The following is a 16,477-nucleotide window of genomic DNA, read 5'->3' as shown; positions in this document are numbered from 1 at the left end:
ACCGGTACGGGGTCGGCAGCGGCCTTCAGTTCAGCAGAAGCTGGAGGCCGCCCAACACCGTCGCCGCGATGACCAGTTGCTCGAAGAGTCGCTGGTTGATCCGGTTCACGCACGCCCTGCCGATGATGGCGCCCGGCACGACGAAGAGGCAGAGCGCGGCGTCCAGGAGCAGCGAGCGGCCGTCGATGAGGCCGAGGCCCACGCTGAACGGCACCTTGGCGGAGTTCACGATGAGGAAGAACCACGCGGAGGTGCCGAGGAAGCCGAGCTTCTTGAAGCCCGCCGACAGCAGGTACATGGACATCACGGGGCCGCCCGCGTTGGCCACCATGGTGGTGAAGCCGCCGAGCACCCCGTACGAGCCCGCCTTGACGCGGGCGGAGCGGGTCTGCGTCGCCTCGGTGTCGGCAGCGGCGGCGGCCGCCTGTTTGCGGCGCCAGAGGGTCACTCCCGCCATGACGAGCAGGATCGCGCCGATCGACATCCGTACGGCCCCGTCCCCCGCGAAGCCGAGGAAGACCGTGCCGAGGACCACGCCCGCGCCGACGGCGGGGAACAGGCGCCACAGGGTGGGCCAGTGGGCGTGCCGCCGGTAGGTGAGCACGGCGAGGATGTCGCCGCAGATCAGGATGGGGAGCAGTACCCCGGTGGAGGCGCGCGCGGGCAGGATCGCGGCGAAGACCGCGAGGCTGACCGTATTGGCGCCGCTGACGGCCGTCTTGGAGAAACCCACCACCATGGCCGCGGCGGCCAAGGCGGAGAACTCCCAGGGGGTTATCCCGAATATGTCGTGCATGGCGAGGACAGATGCTAGACGCAACTACCTGCCCGGCGTCAGGGGCGCCGCATGGTGATACGGGTTACGTTCCACCGGCCCCGTAGGCCCGCATGCACCGCGTCCGGCCCTCCGGACGGCGCGAACTCGGCCTTGTGTCCTGGCCAATTGGGGACGAGTCTCCCTCCATGACCCCGCTGGCAGAAGTGCTGCCCGAGTCGACGCTGCACGATCTGATCGGCCTGCTGGTCAGGCTGGTCGAGACCGCGGGCGCGCTGATCATCTTCATCGGCGCCGCATGGGCCTTCGCACAGTTCGTCCGGGCAGGTGTGCGCAGGCGCGGCAAGGAGGCGGAGTTCAGCCGGATCAGGCTCGGCCTGGGCCGGTTCCTCGTCCTGGGCCTGGAGTTCCAGCTCGCAGGTGACGTGCTGCGCACAGCGGTCGCACCGAGTTTCGCCGAGATCGGCCAGCTGGCAGCCATCGCCGCCATCCGTACGGCGCTGAACTACTTCCTCGGGCGCGAGATCGCCCAGGAGCGGGCCGAGATCGAACAGAGCCGCTCGGCGCCTGCGCCCGGCGCCGAGGAACGGCCGACATGAGCGAGTGGCTGCCGCGGGCAGCCGTGCTGGTCTGCGCGTTCGGTCTCTTCGCCGCGGCAGCGGCCTGGCGCCTGACGCACACGGTGCGTCAGGCGCTGGTCGTGCTGCTCGACTTCCTGACCGCCGCCGCCCTCATCCGGCTGGCCGACCGGCCGTCATGGGACACCATCACCCTGACGGCAGTGGCGATCGTGCTGCGCAGAATCCTCTGACCAGCCGCCGGCCACGGCTGCCCACGGTTCCGGTCGGGTCGGGCCCCCCGTCCTCAACCCGCGTACGTCTCCCGCAGCTCGCGCTTGAGGACCTTCATGCTCGGGCCGAGCGGCAGCTGGTCGGTGAACTCCACGCGGCGCGGGTACTTGTGCTTGCCCAGGTGCTCCTTGGACCACGTGGTGAGTTCAGCGGCGTCGAGCGTGGTGTCGGGCTTGAGGACGGCGACAGCGCAGACCTCCTCGCCGTGCACGTCGTCGGGCAGGCCGATGACGGCGACGTGGTCGATGGCGGGGTGGCGCATCAGCACCTCCTCGACCTCGCGCGGGTAGACGTTGTAGCCGCCGCGGATGATGACGTCCTTCTTGCGGTCGACGATCCGCAGGTAGCCCTCCTCGTCCTTGGTGCCGAGGTCACCGGTGCGGAACCAGCCGTCGACGAGGGCCTTCTCGGTCTCTTCGGGCCGGCCGAGGTAGCCGGAGAAGACGCAGTGGCCGCGGACGACGATCTCGCCGAGTTCGCCGGTGGGCAGCAGCTCGATGCGGTCGTCGAGTTCGGCGCGGGCGACCTCGACGTCGACGCCCCAGATGGAGTGGCCGATGGTGCCCGCCTTCGCGCCGTACCAGGGCTGGTTGACGGAGGCGACGGGCGAGGTCTCGCTCAGCCCGTAGCCCTCGTGGACGGGGGCGCCGAAGAGCTCCTGGAAGCGTTCGAGGATCGCGACGGGCAGCGAGGCGCCGCCGGAGACGGCGACGCGCAGGCGCGGCAGTTCGGCCCCCTGCTCGAGCGCCTGCGCGGCCGCCGTGAGCAGGTGCACGTACATGGTGGGCACGCCCTGGAAGACGGTGACGTGCTCGCGGACCATCAGCTCGACGGCCTTGGCGGCGTCGAAGCGCGGCATCAGGACGAGCGTCTTGCCGGCGCGCCACACAGCGTGCATGGAAGCGGTCTGGCCGAAGGCGTGGAAGAGGGGCAGGGCGCCGAGGACGATGTCGTCGGGGCTGTGCTCGTTGCAGTCGAAGGCCTCGACGGTCGCGTTCATGACGAGGTTGAGGTGGCTGAGCACGGCGCCCTTGGGGACGCCGGTGGTGCCGCTCGTGTAGAAGATGACGGCCGCGTCGTCGGCGTCGCGGGTGGCGTACGTGGCGAGGGGCTCGGCGTCCTGCGTGAGCTTCTCCAGCTCGCCGTCGGCGCCGAGGGCGACGGTGCGGATGCCGACGGCGTCCGCGGCGGCCTCGCCCGTCTTGGCCTGCGCCGGGTGGCACAGCAGGAGCGTCGAGTCGCTGTCCTTGAGGACGTGCTCGACCTCGTGCGCCGACAGGAGCAGGTGGACGGGGACGACGGTGGCGCCGGCCGCGATGGCCGCGTAGTAGGCGCGCGGGAACTCGGCGGTGTTGGGCGCCATGAGGGCGATCTTGTCGCCGGGGCGGACGCCGAGCTCGGCGAGGGCGGCGGCCTGCTTGCGGACCTGGAGCCACAGCTCGGCGAAGGTGCTGCGCAGCTCGCCCGCGACGAGGGCTGTCTTGTCGGGGTACCGGCGGGCGTTGTCGGCGAGGATCGCGGCGAGCGAGAGGGTGGCCATCGGGTAGCGCTCCGTTCCGTACTGACTGCTGGTTCGGCGGTGGACCAGGTCGGGAGGGTTCCGTAGCGGTAAATTAGCGCCGCTAGTTTTGTCCTCCTGGGGGGACTCTACGCCTCGAACCCGACCGGGCGGTATGTGCCCTGGGTCACTTCCGGATCTCAGGGCTGGCCCTGATGTCCTGACAGGTCGGCCCGCCTATGGTTGAGGTCCGGCACCGCTCCGCGGACGACGTACGGGGGAGCACGGGGGCTACGGGGGTGGCGCGTCGTCCGACGGAGCGGGTAGCCGGAACCTCTTCCCTCCTTACGGAGGATGCATGGAATCAGCCGCGCAGAAAGCGCAGCACGGCCATCACGCGCCGGTGCTCAGCCGGGTCCGACTCCAGGCCCAGCTTGGCGAAGACGTTGCGGACATGGGTCTCGACCGTCTTGCCGCCGATGACCAGCTTGTTCGCTATGGCTTCGTTGGAGCGCCCCTCGGCCATCAGCGCGAGCACATCGCGCTCGCGGCCGGTGAGTTCGTCGAGCGGCCCCGCGGGACGCGGCGCGTCCATGAGGCGGGCCACCACCAGCGGATCGACGACGGTCTCCCCCGCGGCCACCCGCTTCAGCGCCCCGCTCAGCTCCTCGGCGTCGGCGACGCGCTCCTTGAGGAGGTAGCCGAAGCCCTCCGGCCGCCGGGCGAGCGCCCGGACGCTCGCGGTCGTCTCCACGTACTGGGACAGCAGCAGCACACCGGTGTCGGGGTGTGCCGCGCGCACGGCCGCCGCCGCGACCAGGCCCTCGTCGGTATGGGTGGGCGGCATACGGATGTCGAGCAGCACGGCGTCCGGGGTGTGTTCGGCGACCAGGGCGAGCAGCGGCGCGGTGTCCGCGCACTCGGCGACCACGTCGACGCCCTCGTCGGTCAGCAGCCGTACGATCCCCAGCCGAAGGAGAGCCGAGTCCTCGGCGACGATCACGCGCACGGAAGCTCCGCCCTGATGATGGTTCCGCCCCCGGCGGGGCTGTGGATGTGCAGTACGCCGTCGACGGCGGCGAGCCGGTCGGCGAGGCCGCGCAGGCCGGTGCCGCGCGCGAGGTCGACGCCGCCGACACCATCGTCCACGGTCTCCACGACGAGGCGTCCTTCGTGGTGTCGAGCCGAGACGCTGACGGCCCTGGCCCCCGCGTGCTTGGCCGCGTTGGTGAGGGCTTCGCAGACGGTGAAGTACGCGGTGGACTCGACGAGCGGGTCGTAGCGGCGGGGCTCGGCCGCTACGACGACCGGGAGTGCGGCCTGCTCGGCGAGCTCGCTCAGGGCGGCGGCGAGCCCTTCGCGGGTGAGGACGGCGGGGTGTATGCCGTGGGCGATGCCGCGCAGTTCCTCGATGGCGTGCCGCACGCCGGCCTCGGCCTCGTCGGCGGCCTCGCGCAGCGTCGGGTCCGGGTGGTCCTCGAGGCCCTTCTGCACGCGGCGTACGGACATCAGGGCGAAGACGAGGCGGGTCTGCGCGCCGTCGTGCAGATCGCGCTCCAGGCGGCCGCGCTCGGCGTCGGCGGCCTGCACGATGCGGGTGGCGACGTCCTTCGCGCGCGTGCGCAGCCAGACGTTCTCCAGGGCGAGGCGCAGGGCGGCCGCCACGGACTCCAGGAGTTCGGGGTCCTCGGAGAGGGCCGGGTCGTGGTGGAGCAGGGCGAGCGGGCGGCCGTCGGAGGCGGCCACCGGGGTGCGCCCCGGCCCGTCCTTGCCGATCTCGCGGCGGGACCCGTCGACGTATCCGCCGCGCTCCTCGTCCCACAGGCCGAGCCGCAGCGTCGGGTCGCCGAGGACGCGGACCAGCGCCTCGCGCAGCCGCGCCGGGTCGGAGTCGGTGCCGATGTCGATGACGAGCCCGCTGACCTCGGCGCGCTGCAGGCGCATGCGCAGCAGTCCCGCAAGGAAGGCGAAGGGGACGGCGACCTGGGCGAGGTCGGACAACAAGTAGACGGCCTGTTCGGGCACCGAACCGACTCCGCCGAACCACGGCACTACGTAGAACAGCATGTCCCACATCAGGAACACCGTGGCGACGCCGATGCCGATCCAGGCGGGCAGCAGGGCGCGCCTGCGGGCCGCGGACGCGTTCCGCCAGCGCAGCACGATCGCGACGGCGGCGACGACCGAGAGCACCCAGCCCACCGCGTGGTAGGCGGCGTCGAACGGGCCGAAGAGGCCGTCCCAGGCGGGCACGTGCAGCAGGTTCGGGCCGCAGTCGCGGCAGTCCAGGTACGTCGCCCCGGCCTGGGCCGCCGGGTCGAACAGGAGTGTGCGGACGAATCCGCCGACGGCGACGAGCCCGTACGCGAACTGCACCAGGCGGCGCGAGAGGACCGTGGTCAGGCGGCCTTCGGGGAACGACAGGATGAGGTGCAGGAGGATCGCCATGTTCAGCGCCTCCCACCAGGCGCCGAAGGCGAAGAGGGCCGGGACGGCGGTGCCCTGGAGGTTGCCGAAGAACCAGGTGATGCCCTCGAACACCATCAGGCGCCCGGTGTGGTTGGCGGGCCTGCGCCGCCAGGCGACGAGTCCGGCGACCACGAACGCCCAGCCGACCGCGAGGTCCCGTACGAGATCGCCCGCGGACGCGCCACTGCGCGCGTACGCCCACACTCCCGCACCACCCGATACTGCGGCGAGGGCCGCGGCCCCGGTCAGGCGCAGCCGAACCGCCCGCTCACCCTGACTGTCCACGGCCACACGTTAAGGCATCCAGGGGTGGGTCGGGGAAATCGGGCGGGGCGTGCGGGCGCACTTGGGGTCACCGGGGGCTTTTGGGGTTACTGGGGCTCTTGGCCACCTGGTCCTGCGGCCCGCGGCTGACGCCCTCCTCGCCGCTCTCCCCGTCGGTGATCGTCCCGCCGCCTGCCGCGTCGCCGCTCACCGCGCCACTTGCGCTGCCACTCGCCCCGCCGCCCGCGCGGATCAGCTCAAGGACCCGGCTCCTGAGGGCCGTGAACCGGGCGTCGGCCCGCGTCGTCAACTGGTCGCGCTCTACGGGGAGTTCGACGGGTACGTCCTCCAGGACCACGGTCGGTGACGCGCTCAGGACCAGCACCCGCTCCCCCAGGTACACCGCCTCGTCGATGTCGTGCGTGATGAACAGGACCGTCATGTCGCGCTCCCGCCACAGCCCGCGCACCAGGTCCTCCAGGTCGGCGCGGGTCTGCGCGTCGACGGCCGCGAAGGGCTCGTCCATCAGGAGCACCTCCGGCTCGTACGCCAACGCGCGGGCGATGGCGACGCGTTGCTGCATGCCGCCGGACAGCTCCCACGGGTAGGCGCGGTGGACGCCCGCGAGGCCGACCGCTTCGAGGGATTCCACGACCCGTGCGCGGCGGGCCGCTTTCGGCATCGATTTGCGTTGCCTGAGCGGGAGTTCGACGTTCTCGGCGACCCGCATCCATGGGAAGAGGCTGCGCCCGTACTCCTGGAAGACGACGGCGAGACCGGGGCGCGGGCCGGTCACGTGTGCGCCGTCCAGCGTCACCGAGCCGCTGGTCGGCCGCAGCAGTCCGGCCACGCACTTCAGGAGCGTCGTCTTGCCGCAGCCGGAGGGGCCGACGACGCACACCAGCTCGCCCGCATCGAGGCGGAACGTCAGGTCGCGCAGCGCCTCCACCTGCCGGCCCGAACCCTCGTAGAGCTTGCGCAGTCCCGTGACCTCAAGCACCGCCGCCTCCCGCCTTCCGCCGCGCCCCGCGCGATCCGTGGTACCAGCCGAGCGCCCGCCGTTCGACGAGCCGGAACAGCAGCGCGAGCACCACCCCGAGCAGGCCGAGGACGAGGATTCCGGTCCACATCTCCGGCACGGCGAAGGAGCGCTGGAACTCCACGACGGCGAAGCCGAGGCCGCTGCTGGAGGCGTACATCTCGCTGATGACCATGAGGATGACGCCGATGGACAGCGCCTGGCGCAGGCCCGCGAAGATCTGCGGGCTCGCGGCGGGGAGCACCAGGTGCCGCAGCCGGGCCGCTCCCCCGATGCCGTACGAGCGGGCCGTCTCGGCGGCGACCCGGTCCACGGAGCGTACGCCCGCGGTCGTGTTGAGCAGCACCGGCCAGACGCAGCCCGAGGCGATCACGGCGATCTTCATGGTGTCGCCGATGCCCGCGAACAGCATGATCACAGGGACCAGGACCGGTGGTGGGACCGCTCGGAGGAACTCCAGGGCGGGCTCGCACGCGGCGCGGGCACGGCGCGAGGAGCCGATGACGACGCCGAGGGCGACGCCGACGACGCCCGCGACCGCGTATCCGGCGAGCAGGCGCAGCACGCTGGGCAGCACGTCGTCCTGGAGCCGCTCTGCCGTCCAGGTGTCGTCGAAGCGGCCGAGGATCGTGCGCAGGGGCGGCGCGTAGAAGCTGGTGCTGGCGTCGGAGGCGAACCACCAGACGGCGACCAGGACGCAGGGCAGGGCCACGGCCAGGACGGCGGCGCGCAGGGCGCGGAGGGTGCGGCTCACGCCGGGTCCTCCGCCCGTACGGACTGGTGCCAGGACAGGGCGCGCCGTTCCACGAACCGCGCTCCAGTGTTGATCAATACGCCCAGGCAGCCGGCGACAAGGATCAATGCGTACATGTCCGGGACGGCCTGTGAACTCTGCGCAACATTGATCCGGTGTCCCAAGCCCGGTGCACCGATGACGAGTTCGACGGTGATGGCGAGGATCAACGCGACGGCGGCGGCGAGCCGTACGCCGGTCATCACGTACGGCAGGGCCGTCGGCCACACGACGTGCCGCACGCGCGCCCACGGGCCGAGGCCGAAAGCGCGCGCCGTGTCGTCGGCGACCGGGTCCACGTCCTGCACCCCGTACAGCACCTGCACGAGGACCTGCCAGAATGCGGCGTAGACGACGAGCAGCAGGACCGAGCGGAGCTCCGTGCCGTACAGGAGGATCGCGAGCGGGATGAGCGCGACGGACGGGATGGGGCGCAGGAACTCGACGGTGGACGCGGTGAGTTCACGCAGGTACGGGACCGTGGCGATGACGAGGCCCGCGAGGATGCCGCCCGCGGTGGCGAGGGCGAGGCCGAGCGCCCAGCCGGTGAGGGTGTCGCCGAGCGCGGTCCAGAAGGCGGCGTCGGCGAGTTCGCCGCGCAGGGCGTTCAGGGTCGTCGTGAAGGGCGGTAGGAAGTCCGGGTCGACCAGGCCGAGGCGCGGCACCGCCTCCCACAGCGCCGCGCACACCAGCAGTCCGAGAAGCCCGGGCACCGCGGGGATCACGGCAGCGATCACGGCAGCAGCGCGTCGAGGTCGGGGGTCTTCTCGAACAGGCCGTCCTGCTCGCCGAGCTTTGCGAGGGTGTCGAGCGAGGGGCGGTTCCACTGCGCGGGCCAGGCCGGGAGCGTCACCTTGTCGAGGGTCGACTGCGGGATCTTCGTGTACGTGCTGATGATGTCGCGGACCTCGTCGGGGTGACCGTTGGCGTAGGTGAGGGACTTCTGGGTGGCGGCCTTGAACTTCTTGACGACGTCGGGGTGTTGATCCACGTATTGACTCGACGAGAAGTACATCGCGACCGTCAACTTGCGTGCCGTGTCGACGAAGTTGGAGGCGATCACGCGGCCGCCCTGCGCCTTGACGGTGGCGGTGGCCGGCTCCACGACCTGGGCGGCGTCGATCTGCCCCTTGTCGAGCGCGGCGGGCATCTGGTCGAAGGCGAGCTCGACGAACTTCACCTTGGAGGGGTCGCCGCCGTCCTTGCGGACCGATTCCCGGACCGTGGTGTCATTGATGTTCTTGAGCGTATTGACGGCGACCTTCTTGCCCTCAAGGTCCTTGGCGGACTTGATCGGGCTGTCCTTGTTCACGACGACGGCGCCGAAGTCCGCGTTCTGCTTGCCCGTGGAGCCGACGCCGTTGACGACGACCTTGACGGGGACGCCCTTGGACTGGGCGACCATCAGCGAGGTGGAGTTCGAGAAGCCGAACTGGAACTGGCCGCTGACCACGCCCGGCACGATCGCCGCGCCGCCCTGCGCCATGGTCATGGACAGACTGAGGCCCTGCTCCTTGTAGAAGCCCTTCTTCTGCCCGAGGTACAGGGGCGCGACGTCGACGATCGGGATGATGCCGATCTTGAGGTTCGTGGTGCCGGCGTCTCCGGTGGATTCGGACTTCGGGCTGTCGGAGCCGGAACCGCAGGCCGCGGTGGCGGCGAGGAGCATCGTGGCGGTGACAGCGGTGAGTGTGCGACGCGTGCAACGCATGGCTATCCCCCTGGGAGCCCTGGTGCTCAGCGGGAACGTAGAGCCCGCACCCTATGGGGTCAACTCCCCTTGCGGGCAAGGATGTTGGCACGATTCACAGCGCAACCTTTGGGTGCGTGGCGCGTCGCCCGCGAGGACGCCCGCGGGGGCACCTGATCCCGGTCGCCATCCCGGCCGCCATCCCGACTGTCGCGTTGCGATGGTGACTGATGAGACAGTCAGAGGCTCAATGGCCAATGTTTCCCGTTGATTGAGGAGCATCGTGTTGAGTTCTTCTCAACATGCGGTTAGGGTCGTGCCCCGTGGAATCCAGCAACGAGGCAAGCCCTGCCGACACCGCCGCCCGCGTCCGTGAGGTCATCACGGCGGCCGGTGTCAGCCAGCGCGAGTTCGCGCGCCGCATCGTCATGGACCCGTCGAAGCTCTCCCGCTCCCTGAGTGGCACCCGCCGGTTCACGGTGGCCGAGCTGGCGCGGATCGCCGACGAGGCGCGCGTCGACCCGGGCTGGCTGCTCGGCGCGCGGCCGCAGGAGGCCGAGGCCGCGGCACCCGTGCCCGCTTCCGTGGAGGGCGGGCGGCCGCTGCAGATCGTCCAGGAGACGGTCCGGCTGGTCGCCGAGCACGGGTTCCACGCGGTGCGGGTCTCCGACATCGCCCGCGCCTGCGCCACCAGTACCGCCGCGATCCACTACCACTTCCCCGGCCGCGCGGATCTCCTGGAGGCCGCGGTGCGCTGGTGCATGGACGAGGACACCGCGCGCCGCGCCACCCACCTCGCGGAGGCGGACGACGCGGCGGCGGAGCTGCGCCAGCTCATCGAGTTGCAGACGCCGCGCACGGAGCAGCAGCGGCGGCAGTGGAAGGTGTGGCTCGACCTGTGGGCCGAGGCGGCGCGGTCCACGACGGTGGGGCGGCTGCACACGGAGTACTACCGGCAGTGGCGGGAAACCGTGGCGGATGTCCTCCGTCGTGGGGTCGACCAGGGTGTGTTCCGGTCGTCCGTCGAGCCCGCCGCGGCGGCGTATGCGTTGACCGCACTGATCGATGGGCTTGCCACGCAGGTGCTTTCGGTGAGTCGGGAGTCGTTCGGGTCGGCTGCCGATGCGATGCATGCGGCGTTGCTCTCGTACGTGGACGGCGTGATCACGAACCCGTAGTCGACGACTCGGGGCTCTGCCCCGGACCCCGCTGCTCAATCGCCGCAGGGGCTTCACTGTGGCCCACCCGCTTGATTTGCCCACCTGATCCAAATACCTGGGAGGTCCCCCTATGCCCACCGAAAACGTCATCATCACTGCCGCTCTCACCGGTGCCGGTGACACCGTGCGGCGGAGTCCGCACGTGCCCGTCACTCCGGAGCAGATCGCCAAGAATGCCGTCGAGGCGGCCGACGCGGGTGCTGCCGTTGTGCACATTCACGTACGGGATCCCGAGACCGGTGACCCCTCGCGCGACACGAAGCTGTACCGCGAGGTCGTCGAGCGGATCAAGGAGACCGGCACCGACGTCGTCATCAACCTGACCGCCGGCATGGGCGGCGACCTGGTCATCGACCCGGACGAGCCGCTCACCCACCTGCCCGGAACCGACCTCGTCAGCGGCCTCGACCGGCTGCCGCACGTCGAGGAGCTGCTGCCCGACATCTGCACGCTCGACTGCGGTTCGCTGAACTTCGGCGACGGCTCGAACCTGTACGTGTCGACGCCCGACATGCTGCGCCAAGGTGCCAAGCGCATCCAGGAGCTGGGCGTGCGGCCGGAGTTGGAGATCTTCGACACCGGCCAGCTGTGGTTCGCCAAGCAGCTGCTCGCGGAGGGTCTGCTCGACGACCCGACCGTGTTCCAGCTGTGCATGGGCATCCCGTGGGGCGCCCCGGCCGACCCGGGCGTGCTGCAGTCGATGGTCAACATGCTGCCGGAGGGCGCCCAGTTCGCCAGCTTCGCGCTCGGCCGCATGCAGATGCCGTGGGTGGCGCAGTCGATCCTGCTCGGCGGGCACGCCCGCGTCGGCCTGGAGGACAACCTCTACCTCGGCAAGGGCAACAAGGCGACCAACGCCCAGCTCGTGGAGCGCGCCGTGACCATCACGGAGTCCCTCGGCTCGCGCGTCGCGACGCCGGACGAGGCCCGCGCGCTGCTCGGCCTCAAGCCGCGTTCCTGAAATCTCCGCTCACGCAAGCAAGCCGCATTTCTGAATTCCCCGCACACGCAAGTAAACTGACACCGCTTCACCGGAAGGCAACACCACCCTCATGACCTCCCCCCTCACCGCTCCCGAGGACGTCCGCCGGGTCGCGTGCGTCGGAGCCGGCGTCATCGGCGGCGGCTGGGTCGCCCACTTCCTGGCGCGCGGCTACGACGTCACGGCCTGGGACCCGGCCCCCGACGCCGAGCAGAAGCTGCGCCGCCTGGTCGACGCCGCCTGGCCCGCCCTCACCGAGATGGGTCTCGCCGACGGCGCCTCCCGCGACCGGCTCACCGTCACCCCGACCCTCGAAGAGGCCGTCGCCGACGCCGAGTTCGTGCAGGAGAGCGCCCCCGAGGACCTCGATCTCAAGCGCGATCTGCTGTCCCGGCTCGACGCGGCCGCCCCCGCCGGCGTCGTGATCGCCTCGTCGACCTCCGGCTACCCGATGACCGACATGCAGACCACGGCCGCGAACCCCGCGCGCCTGGTCGTCGGGCACCCGTTCAACCCGCCGTACCTGATCCCGCTCGTCGAGGTCGTCGGCGGCGAAAAGACCGACGCCGACGCCACCGCCTGGGCCTCCCGCTTCTACGAGGTGGCCGGCAAGTCGGTCATCACCATGGCCCGCGAGGTGCCCGGCTTCATCGCCAACCGCCTCCAGGAGGCCCTGTGGCGCGAGGCGCTGCACATGGTCGCCAACGGCGAGGCGACGGTGAAGGAGATCGACGACTCGATCACCGAGGGCCCCGGCCTGCGCTGGGCGTTCATGGGCCCGATGCTGACGTTCGCGCTCGCGGGCGGCGAGGGCGGCATGGCGCACATGCTCGACCACTTCGGCCCGTCCCTGAAGTCGCCGTGGACGCGCCTGGAGGCCCCGGAGCTCGACAAGCAGCTGTACGACTCCGTGGTCGCGGGCTGCGATGTCGCCGCGGACGGCCGTTCCATCGCCGACCTCGTCGCCGAGCGCGACCAGGGCGTCATCGACGTGCTGCGCGCGACGGGCCGCCTGAACGGCAGCAAGAACGGGGAGGCCGACCCGCGATGAGCCCACTCCCCCTGCTGCACCGCACGGTCCGCCCCGAGTGGATCGACTACAACGGTCACATGAGCGAGGCGTTCTACGTCCTCGCCTTCGGTCACGCCACCGACGCCATGATGATCGAGACGGGCCTGGACTCGACCTACCGCGAGTCCACCCACTGCTCGCTCTACACGGTCGAGTCGCACATCCGCTATCTGCGTGACGTTCCCGAGGGCGCCCATCTCGCCATCCGTACGCGGGTGTTGGGGGCGGCGTCGAAGAAGGCGCGCTTCACGCACGAGATGTTCGTGGTCGACGACGAGGCGGGCGAGCCCGACCCGGACGCGGCCCCTGTGGCGACCACCGAGCTGCTCGCGATCCACGTCGACCAGGAGGCGGGCAAGGCGGCCGAGTTCCCGGCCGTGGTCCGCGACCGCTTCACCGAGCTGACGGAGCCCGCCCCGGAGTGGGCGGGCCGGTCGATCGCCGTCGTCTGACGGAGCGCCGACCACCTGACGTGCAGGGCCCCGGACACCTCGTGTCCGGGGCCCTGCACGTGCGCTCATCCCTGCCGTAGTAGATGCATCGTTACTGACGCGGCGTCACCAGCGGTTCCTGCGGGGCCTCTTCCTCCTGGACGCCGAACCGGTCGTGCACCCTGCGCAGCGCTCGCGGCGCCCACCACGCGCGCTTGCCCATGAGCGCCATCGTCGCCGGTACGAGCAGCATCCTTACGATCGTCGCGTCGATCACGACCGCCAGGGTGAGGCCGAGGCCGATCTCCAGGATGGGCGCGAAGCCGCCCGTCATGAAGGCGCCGAAGACGACGGCGAGGAGCAGTGCCGCGCAGCTCACGACGCGGCCCGAGCGCCTCAGCCCGGTCACCACCGCTCCCTGCGCGTCCCCCGTGGTGCGCCACGACTCGCGCATCCGGGCGAGGATGAACAGTTCGTAGTCCATGGCGAGCCCGAAGGCGATGGCGATGATGAGCGGCGGCGCGGTCAGGCTGAGCGCGCCGAGGCCCTCTCCGCCGAGCCAGGACGCGGCGTGCCCGTCCTGGAACACGAGGACCACCACGCCGAGCGCGGCGCCGAGGCTGAGCAGGGTGGTGAGGATCGTCCGCAGCGGGATCAGCAGCGAGCCGGTGAACGCGAAGAGCAGCGCGAAGATGCCGACGAGGACGGTGAGCGCGGCCCAGGGGGCACGGTCGGCGAGCATCTGGCGGAAGTCGACGAGCCGGGCCGCGACGCCTGCCACGCTCACCGGATCGTCCCCGCGCAACGCCCGTACGTCCTGCACGAGTTGGGTCGCGGTGGCTCCGTCGATCGAGCCGGCCGGGGTGACGCGCAGCACGCGGGTGCCGTCGTCGAGGGTCCGGGTCTCCGACGACGCGACGCCGTCCAGCGCCTTCACGCGGGCCTCGAAGGCGGGGTCCGTGCCGGGGCGTGCCACGACGACGACCGGGTCGACGCCGACACCCGCCGGGTAGTGCTCCTGCATGGTGTCGTACAGCTGCCGCGCCTCGGTGGATGCGGGGAGTTGGCGGGCGTCACCGATGTCGATACGGAGGTTCGATACGGGCAGCGCGAGCGTGAGCAGGGCGAGGACGCTCACCGTCGTCACCGCGATGGGGCGGCGGGCCGCGAACAGGGCGAGGCGGGCGAAGACGCGGCCCTCCGTCCCGGGCGCGCGCGGCTTCGACGGGGCGATGCGCGCGCCGAACCGGGTGAGCAGCGCGGGCAGCAGGGTCAGCGCGGCGAGCATGTCGACGACCACGACGGCGGCCACGGCCAGGCCCATGCTGCGCAGGAACGGGCTCGGGAAGACGAGCAGTCCGCTGAGGCTGACGGCGACGGTGAGGCCGGAGAAGAGGATGGTGCGGCCCGCGCGTTCGACGGTGCGGTGCACGGCCTCGGTGACGTCCGCGCTCGTCCGGCGTTCCTCCCGGAAGCGCATCACCATCAGCAGCGCGTAGTCCACGGCGAGGCCGAGCCCGAGCATGGTCGTCACCTGGATCACGTAGACGGAGATCTCGGTGACCTGGCTGAAGCCAAACAGGGCGAGGAACGCGCCCGCCACGCCGCTGACCGCCACGAGCAGCGGCAGTCCGGCCGCGCGCAGCCCGCCGAATATCAGCAGGAGCAGCCCGAGCACGATCGGCAGGGATATCAACTCGGCGCGCTGGACGTCTTCTTGGGCCCGCTCGCCGAGCTGCTGCCCGAGCAGCGGGCCGCCGCTGACGTGCACGTCGGCGCCGTCGATCTCCTTGACCCGGTCGGCGACGGCATCGACGGTCTCCTCCTCCGCGTCGTCGTCGAGTCCGCCCTTCAGGTTGACGGGCACGATGAGCGCGCGGCCGTCGGCGGAGGCCAGGCCCTCGGTGGCGTACGGGTCGGGCACGGCGGCGACGCCGGGAATGCGGCGCAGGTCCGCGGCGGTCCGCTCGACCTGGCCGCGCAGTTCGGGGTCGGTGACGCGGCGCGCCTCGACGACGGCGCTGAGGGATTCGCCGCGCGGGTCGATGTCGTCGAGGAGTTCGGCGGTGCGGTCGGACTCGGTGCCCGGCACGTCCGGCACCGAGTCGGAGAGCCGGCCGAAGACCCCGGTGCCGAGCCCGAAACCGAGCACGATCAGGGCGAGCCAGGTGAGGATCACGGTACGGGGGCGGCGGGTCGCCGCCCGGGCGAGTGCGCTGAGCACGGCGCCTCCTCGGAGGGTTCCGATGGGACACCGTCAGCGTGGTCGCGCACAGAGGTGCGGCGGATCGCCGGGGCGGGCGGTTCCCGGCTCGCGCGTGGGAGGGAGTCGGGGCGCGCGGCATGGGTCGCACGGGTGAGTGACAGCCGCCGGGCGCGCCGGACATGCTGGCGCGCATGCCCGTCTCGCTGCACCACATCGTCATCGACGCCCACGATCTGCCCGCCCTGGCCCGCTTCTGGGCCGGGGCGTTGCGCTGGCGGATCCTGTCGGAGCGGGAGCGCGAGGTGGTGATCGGTCCGGACGAGGACGCGCCGGTCGGGATCTGCTTCATGCCGGTCACGGACCGCAAGGTGGTCAAGAACCGGCTGCACTTCGACCTGACCTGCGCCGCCGAGGACCGGGACTCCGAGATCGAGCGGCTCGTCGGGCTCGGGGCGCGCGGCGCGGACGTGGGGCAGAGCGGCGACGAGTCGTGGACGGTGCTGGCCGACCCAGACGCTTCTAACTAGCACTTCTAGACTACAGGCCCCGTTGTCCCTGGTCAGCAGGCAGGCGAAAGCCCCACCCATACGCCGGGGGACGCACAGGTGGGGCCGGTCCCGCTCTGTCCGTGGAGTCAGAGCGGGAGACCAGGGGTGGTGTGCACAGGCGCCTGTTCAGCGGGCGTGTGCTGCTCGGTGCGGTGCAGGTCTAGCGCGCCCTGCCATGCGTCCCTACTGACCTCATTGGGGGCAGTCTTGATGCAGCGCTGCAAGTCCTCACACTCATAACACTTCGGCTTTGCCGGTTCCCGGCTGCTCATCGCTGGTCATCCCCCGTGAGCCATTGGTGATCGGTCTTCAGATGCCGACGCAAGCGCACATTGAGATCAGTTACCCGGCTGCCGTTCGCGTTCGCCTTCGCGTTTCTCCGCAGCCGCGTGAGCATCCCGCATGCAGCGCAGCCGTCTACGCCCTCAAGGCACTCGCTTTGAGTCAGCGGAAGTTCCAAAGGTTCTTCCTGTCGTGTGCTCGCCTGCATAGCCCAACCCCCAGCTTTCCTGTCCGTGTGAGGCAGCCAGCCAAGCTCGCTAGAGCTACTCGTCTCCACAAACTTGCACGGACTTGCACACCAGTATTCGCGCAGGTGCCCTTGACCTGCCGTGCTGAACAGGCAGGATGGCTATGCAA

At 70.9% G+C, this 16,477-nt stretch carries 16 protein-coding genes; 7 read left to right on the top strand and 9 right to left on the bottom strand.

Going from position 1 to position 16,477, the window contains the following annotated elements:
• Nucleotides 1-25 precede the first annotated feature (25 nt).
• Entirely contained in the window at nt 26-796 is a 771-nt protein-coding gene (locus tag OG746_RS20980; protein ID WP_266716689.1) for a sulfite exporter TauE/SafE family protein, read from the bottom strand.
• A 167-nt stretch (nt 797-963) separates the two neighbouring features.
• On the opposite strand from OG746_RS20980, the gene OG746_RS20975 reads away from it, so the two are divergent.
• Nucleotides 964-1,374 carry a DUF1622 domain-containing protein gene (locus tag OG746_RS20975; protein ID WP_266716687.1) on the top strand — a complete coding sequence of 137 codons (411 nt, stop codon included), beginning with the start codon at nt 964-966 and terminating at the stop codon, nt 1,372-1,374.
• On the top strand, nt 1,371-1,586 hold the full coding sequence (locus OG746_RS20970) for a hypothetical protein (protein ID WP_266716686.1): 216 nt from the start codon (nt 1,371-1,373) through the stop codon (nt 1,584-1,586). Before OG746_RS20975 ends, OG746_RS20970 begins: the two co-directional genes overlap by 4 nt.
• Nucleotides 1,587-1,639: 53 nt before the next feature.
• Here OG746_RS20970 and OG746_RS20965 read toward each other — a convergent pair whose 3' ends face one another.
• The 7 genes from OG746_RS20965 to OG746_RS20935 form a co-directional block, all read right to left on the bottom strand.
• Nucleotides 1,640-3,166 (bottom strand): long-chain-fatty-acid--CoA ligase, encoded by a 1,527-nt coding sequence (locus OG746_RS20965; protein WP_266716685.1) that lies wholly within the window; start codon nt 3,164-3,166, stop codon nt 1,640-1,642.
• 322 nt (nt 3,167-3,488) lie between these two features.
• Nucleotides 3,489-4,127, bottom strand: coding sequence for a LuxR C-terminal-related transcriptional regulator (locus tag OG746_RS20960; RefSeq protein WP_266719108.1), 639 nt, complete (start codon nt 4,125-4,127; stop codon nt 3,489-3,491).
• Complete coding sequence (locus OG746_RS20955) at nt 4,124-5,878, bottom strand: sensor histidine kinase (protein WP_266716684.1); 1,755 nt, start codon at nt 5,876-5,878, stop codon at nt 4,124-4,126. The genes OG746_RS20960 and OG746_RS20955 overlap by 4 nt, the downstream gene beginning before the upstream one ends.
• Nucleotides 5,879-5,945: 67 nt before the next feature.
• Complete coding sequence (locus OG746_RS20950; RefSeq protein ID WP_266716682.1) at nt 5,946-6,857, bottom strand: ABC transporter ATP-binding protein; 912 nt, start codon at nt 6,855-6,857, stop codon at nt 5,946-5,948.
• Nucleotides 6,850-7,650, bottom strand: coding sequence for an ABC transporter permease (locus OG746_RS20945; RefSeq protein ID WP_266716680.1), 801 nt, complete (start codon nt 7,648-7,650; stop codon nt 6,850-6,852). The genes OG746_RS20950 and OG746_RS20945 overlap by 8 nt, the downstream gene beginning before the upstream one ends.
• On the bottom strand, nt 7,647-8,426 hold the full coding sequence (locus tag OG746_RS20940) for an ABC transporter permease (protein ID WP_266716678.1): 780 nt from the start codon (nt 8,424-8,426) through the stop codon (nt 7,647-7,649). The genes OG746_RS20945 and OG746_RS20940 overlap by 4 nt, the downstream gene beginning before the upstream one ends.
• Nucleotides 8,423-9,400 (bottom strand): ABC transporter substrate-binding protein, encoded by a 978-nt coding sequence (locus tag OG746_RS20935; RefSeq protein WP_266716676.1) that lies wholly within the window; start codon nt 9,398-9,400, stop codon nt 8,423-8,425. The genes OG746_RS20940 and OG746_RS20935 overlap by 4 nt, the downstream gene beginning before the upstream one ends.
• A 302-nt stretch (nt 9,401-9,702) precedes the next feature.
• On the opposite strand from OG746_RS20935, the gene OG746_RS20930 reads away from it, so the two are divergent.
• The 4 genes from OG746_RS20930 to OG746_RS20915 all read left to right on the top strand — a co-directional run bounded on the left by OG746_RS20930 (nt 9,703) and on the right by OG746_RS20915 (nt 13,105).
• Nucleotides 9,703-10,557, top strand: coding sequence for a TetR/AcrR family transcriptional regulator (locus tag OG746_RS20930; protein ID WP_266716675.1), 855 nt, complete (start codon nt 9,703-9,705; stop codon nt 10,555-10,557).
• Nucleotides 10,558-10,669: 112 nt separating this feature from the next.
• Nucleotides 10,670-11,560, top strand: coding sequence for a beta-keto acid cleavage family enzyme (locus OG746_RS20925; RefSeq protein ID WP_266716674.1), 891 nt, complete (start codon nt 10,670-10,672; stop codon nt 11,558-11,560).
• 91 nt (nt 11,561-11,651) lie between these two features.
• A complete protein-coding gene (locus OG746_RS20920; protein ID WP_266716672.1) occupies nt 11,652-12,632 on the top strand; it encodes a 3-hydroxyacyl-CoA dehydrogenase NAD-binding domain-containing protein in 981 nt (326 codons plus the stop codon).
• Nucleotides 12,629-13,105, top strand: coding sequence for a thioesterase family protein (locus tag OG746_RS20915; RefSeq protein ID WP_266716670.1), 477 nt, complete (start codon nt 12,629-12,631; stop codon nt 13,103-13,105). Before OG746_RS20920 ends, OG746_RS20915 begins: the two co-directional genes overlap by 4 nt.
• Before the next feature lie 91 nt (nt 13,106-13,196).
• Here the strand turns inward: OG746_RS20915 and OG746_RS20910 are convergent, their stop codons facing one another.
• Entirely contained in the window at nt 13,197-15,308 is a 2,112-nt protein-coding gene (locus OG746_RS20910; RefSeq protein ID WP_266716669.1) for an MMPL family transporter, read from the bottom strand.
• 173 nt (nt 15,309-15,481) lie between these two features.
• Between OG746_RS20910 and OG746_RS20905 the strand changes: the two genes are divergently transcribed.
• Nucleotides 15,482-15,817 (top strand): VOC family protein, encoded by a 336-nt coding sequence (locus OG746_RS20905; RefSeq protein WP_266716668.1) that lies wholly within the window; start codon nt 15,482-15,484, stop codon nt 15,815-15,817.
• Nucleotides 15,818-16,477 lie beyond the last annotated feature (660 nt).

The organism is Streptomyces sp. NBC_01016 (genome assembly GCF_026341035.1).
In the GTDB taxonomy this organism is placed as follows: Bacteria; Actinomycetota; Actinomycetes; order Streptomycetales; family Streptomycetaceae; genus Streptomyces.
The sequence above is the reverse complement of the archived record's forward strand: the minus strand, read 5'-3'. Positions and strand labels throughout refer to the sequence as shown.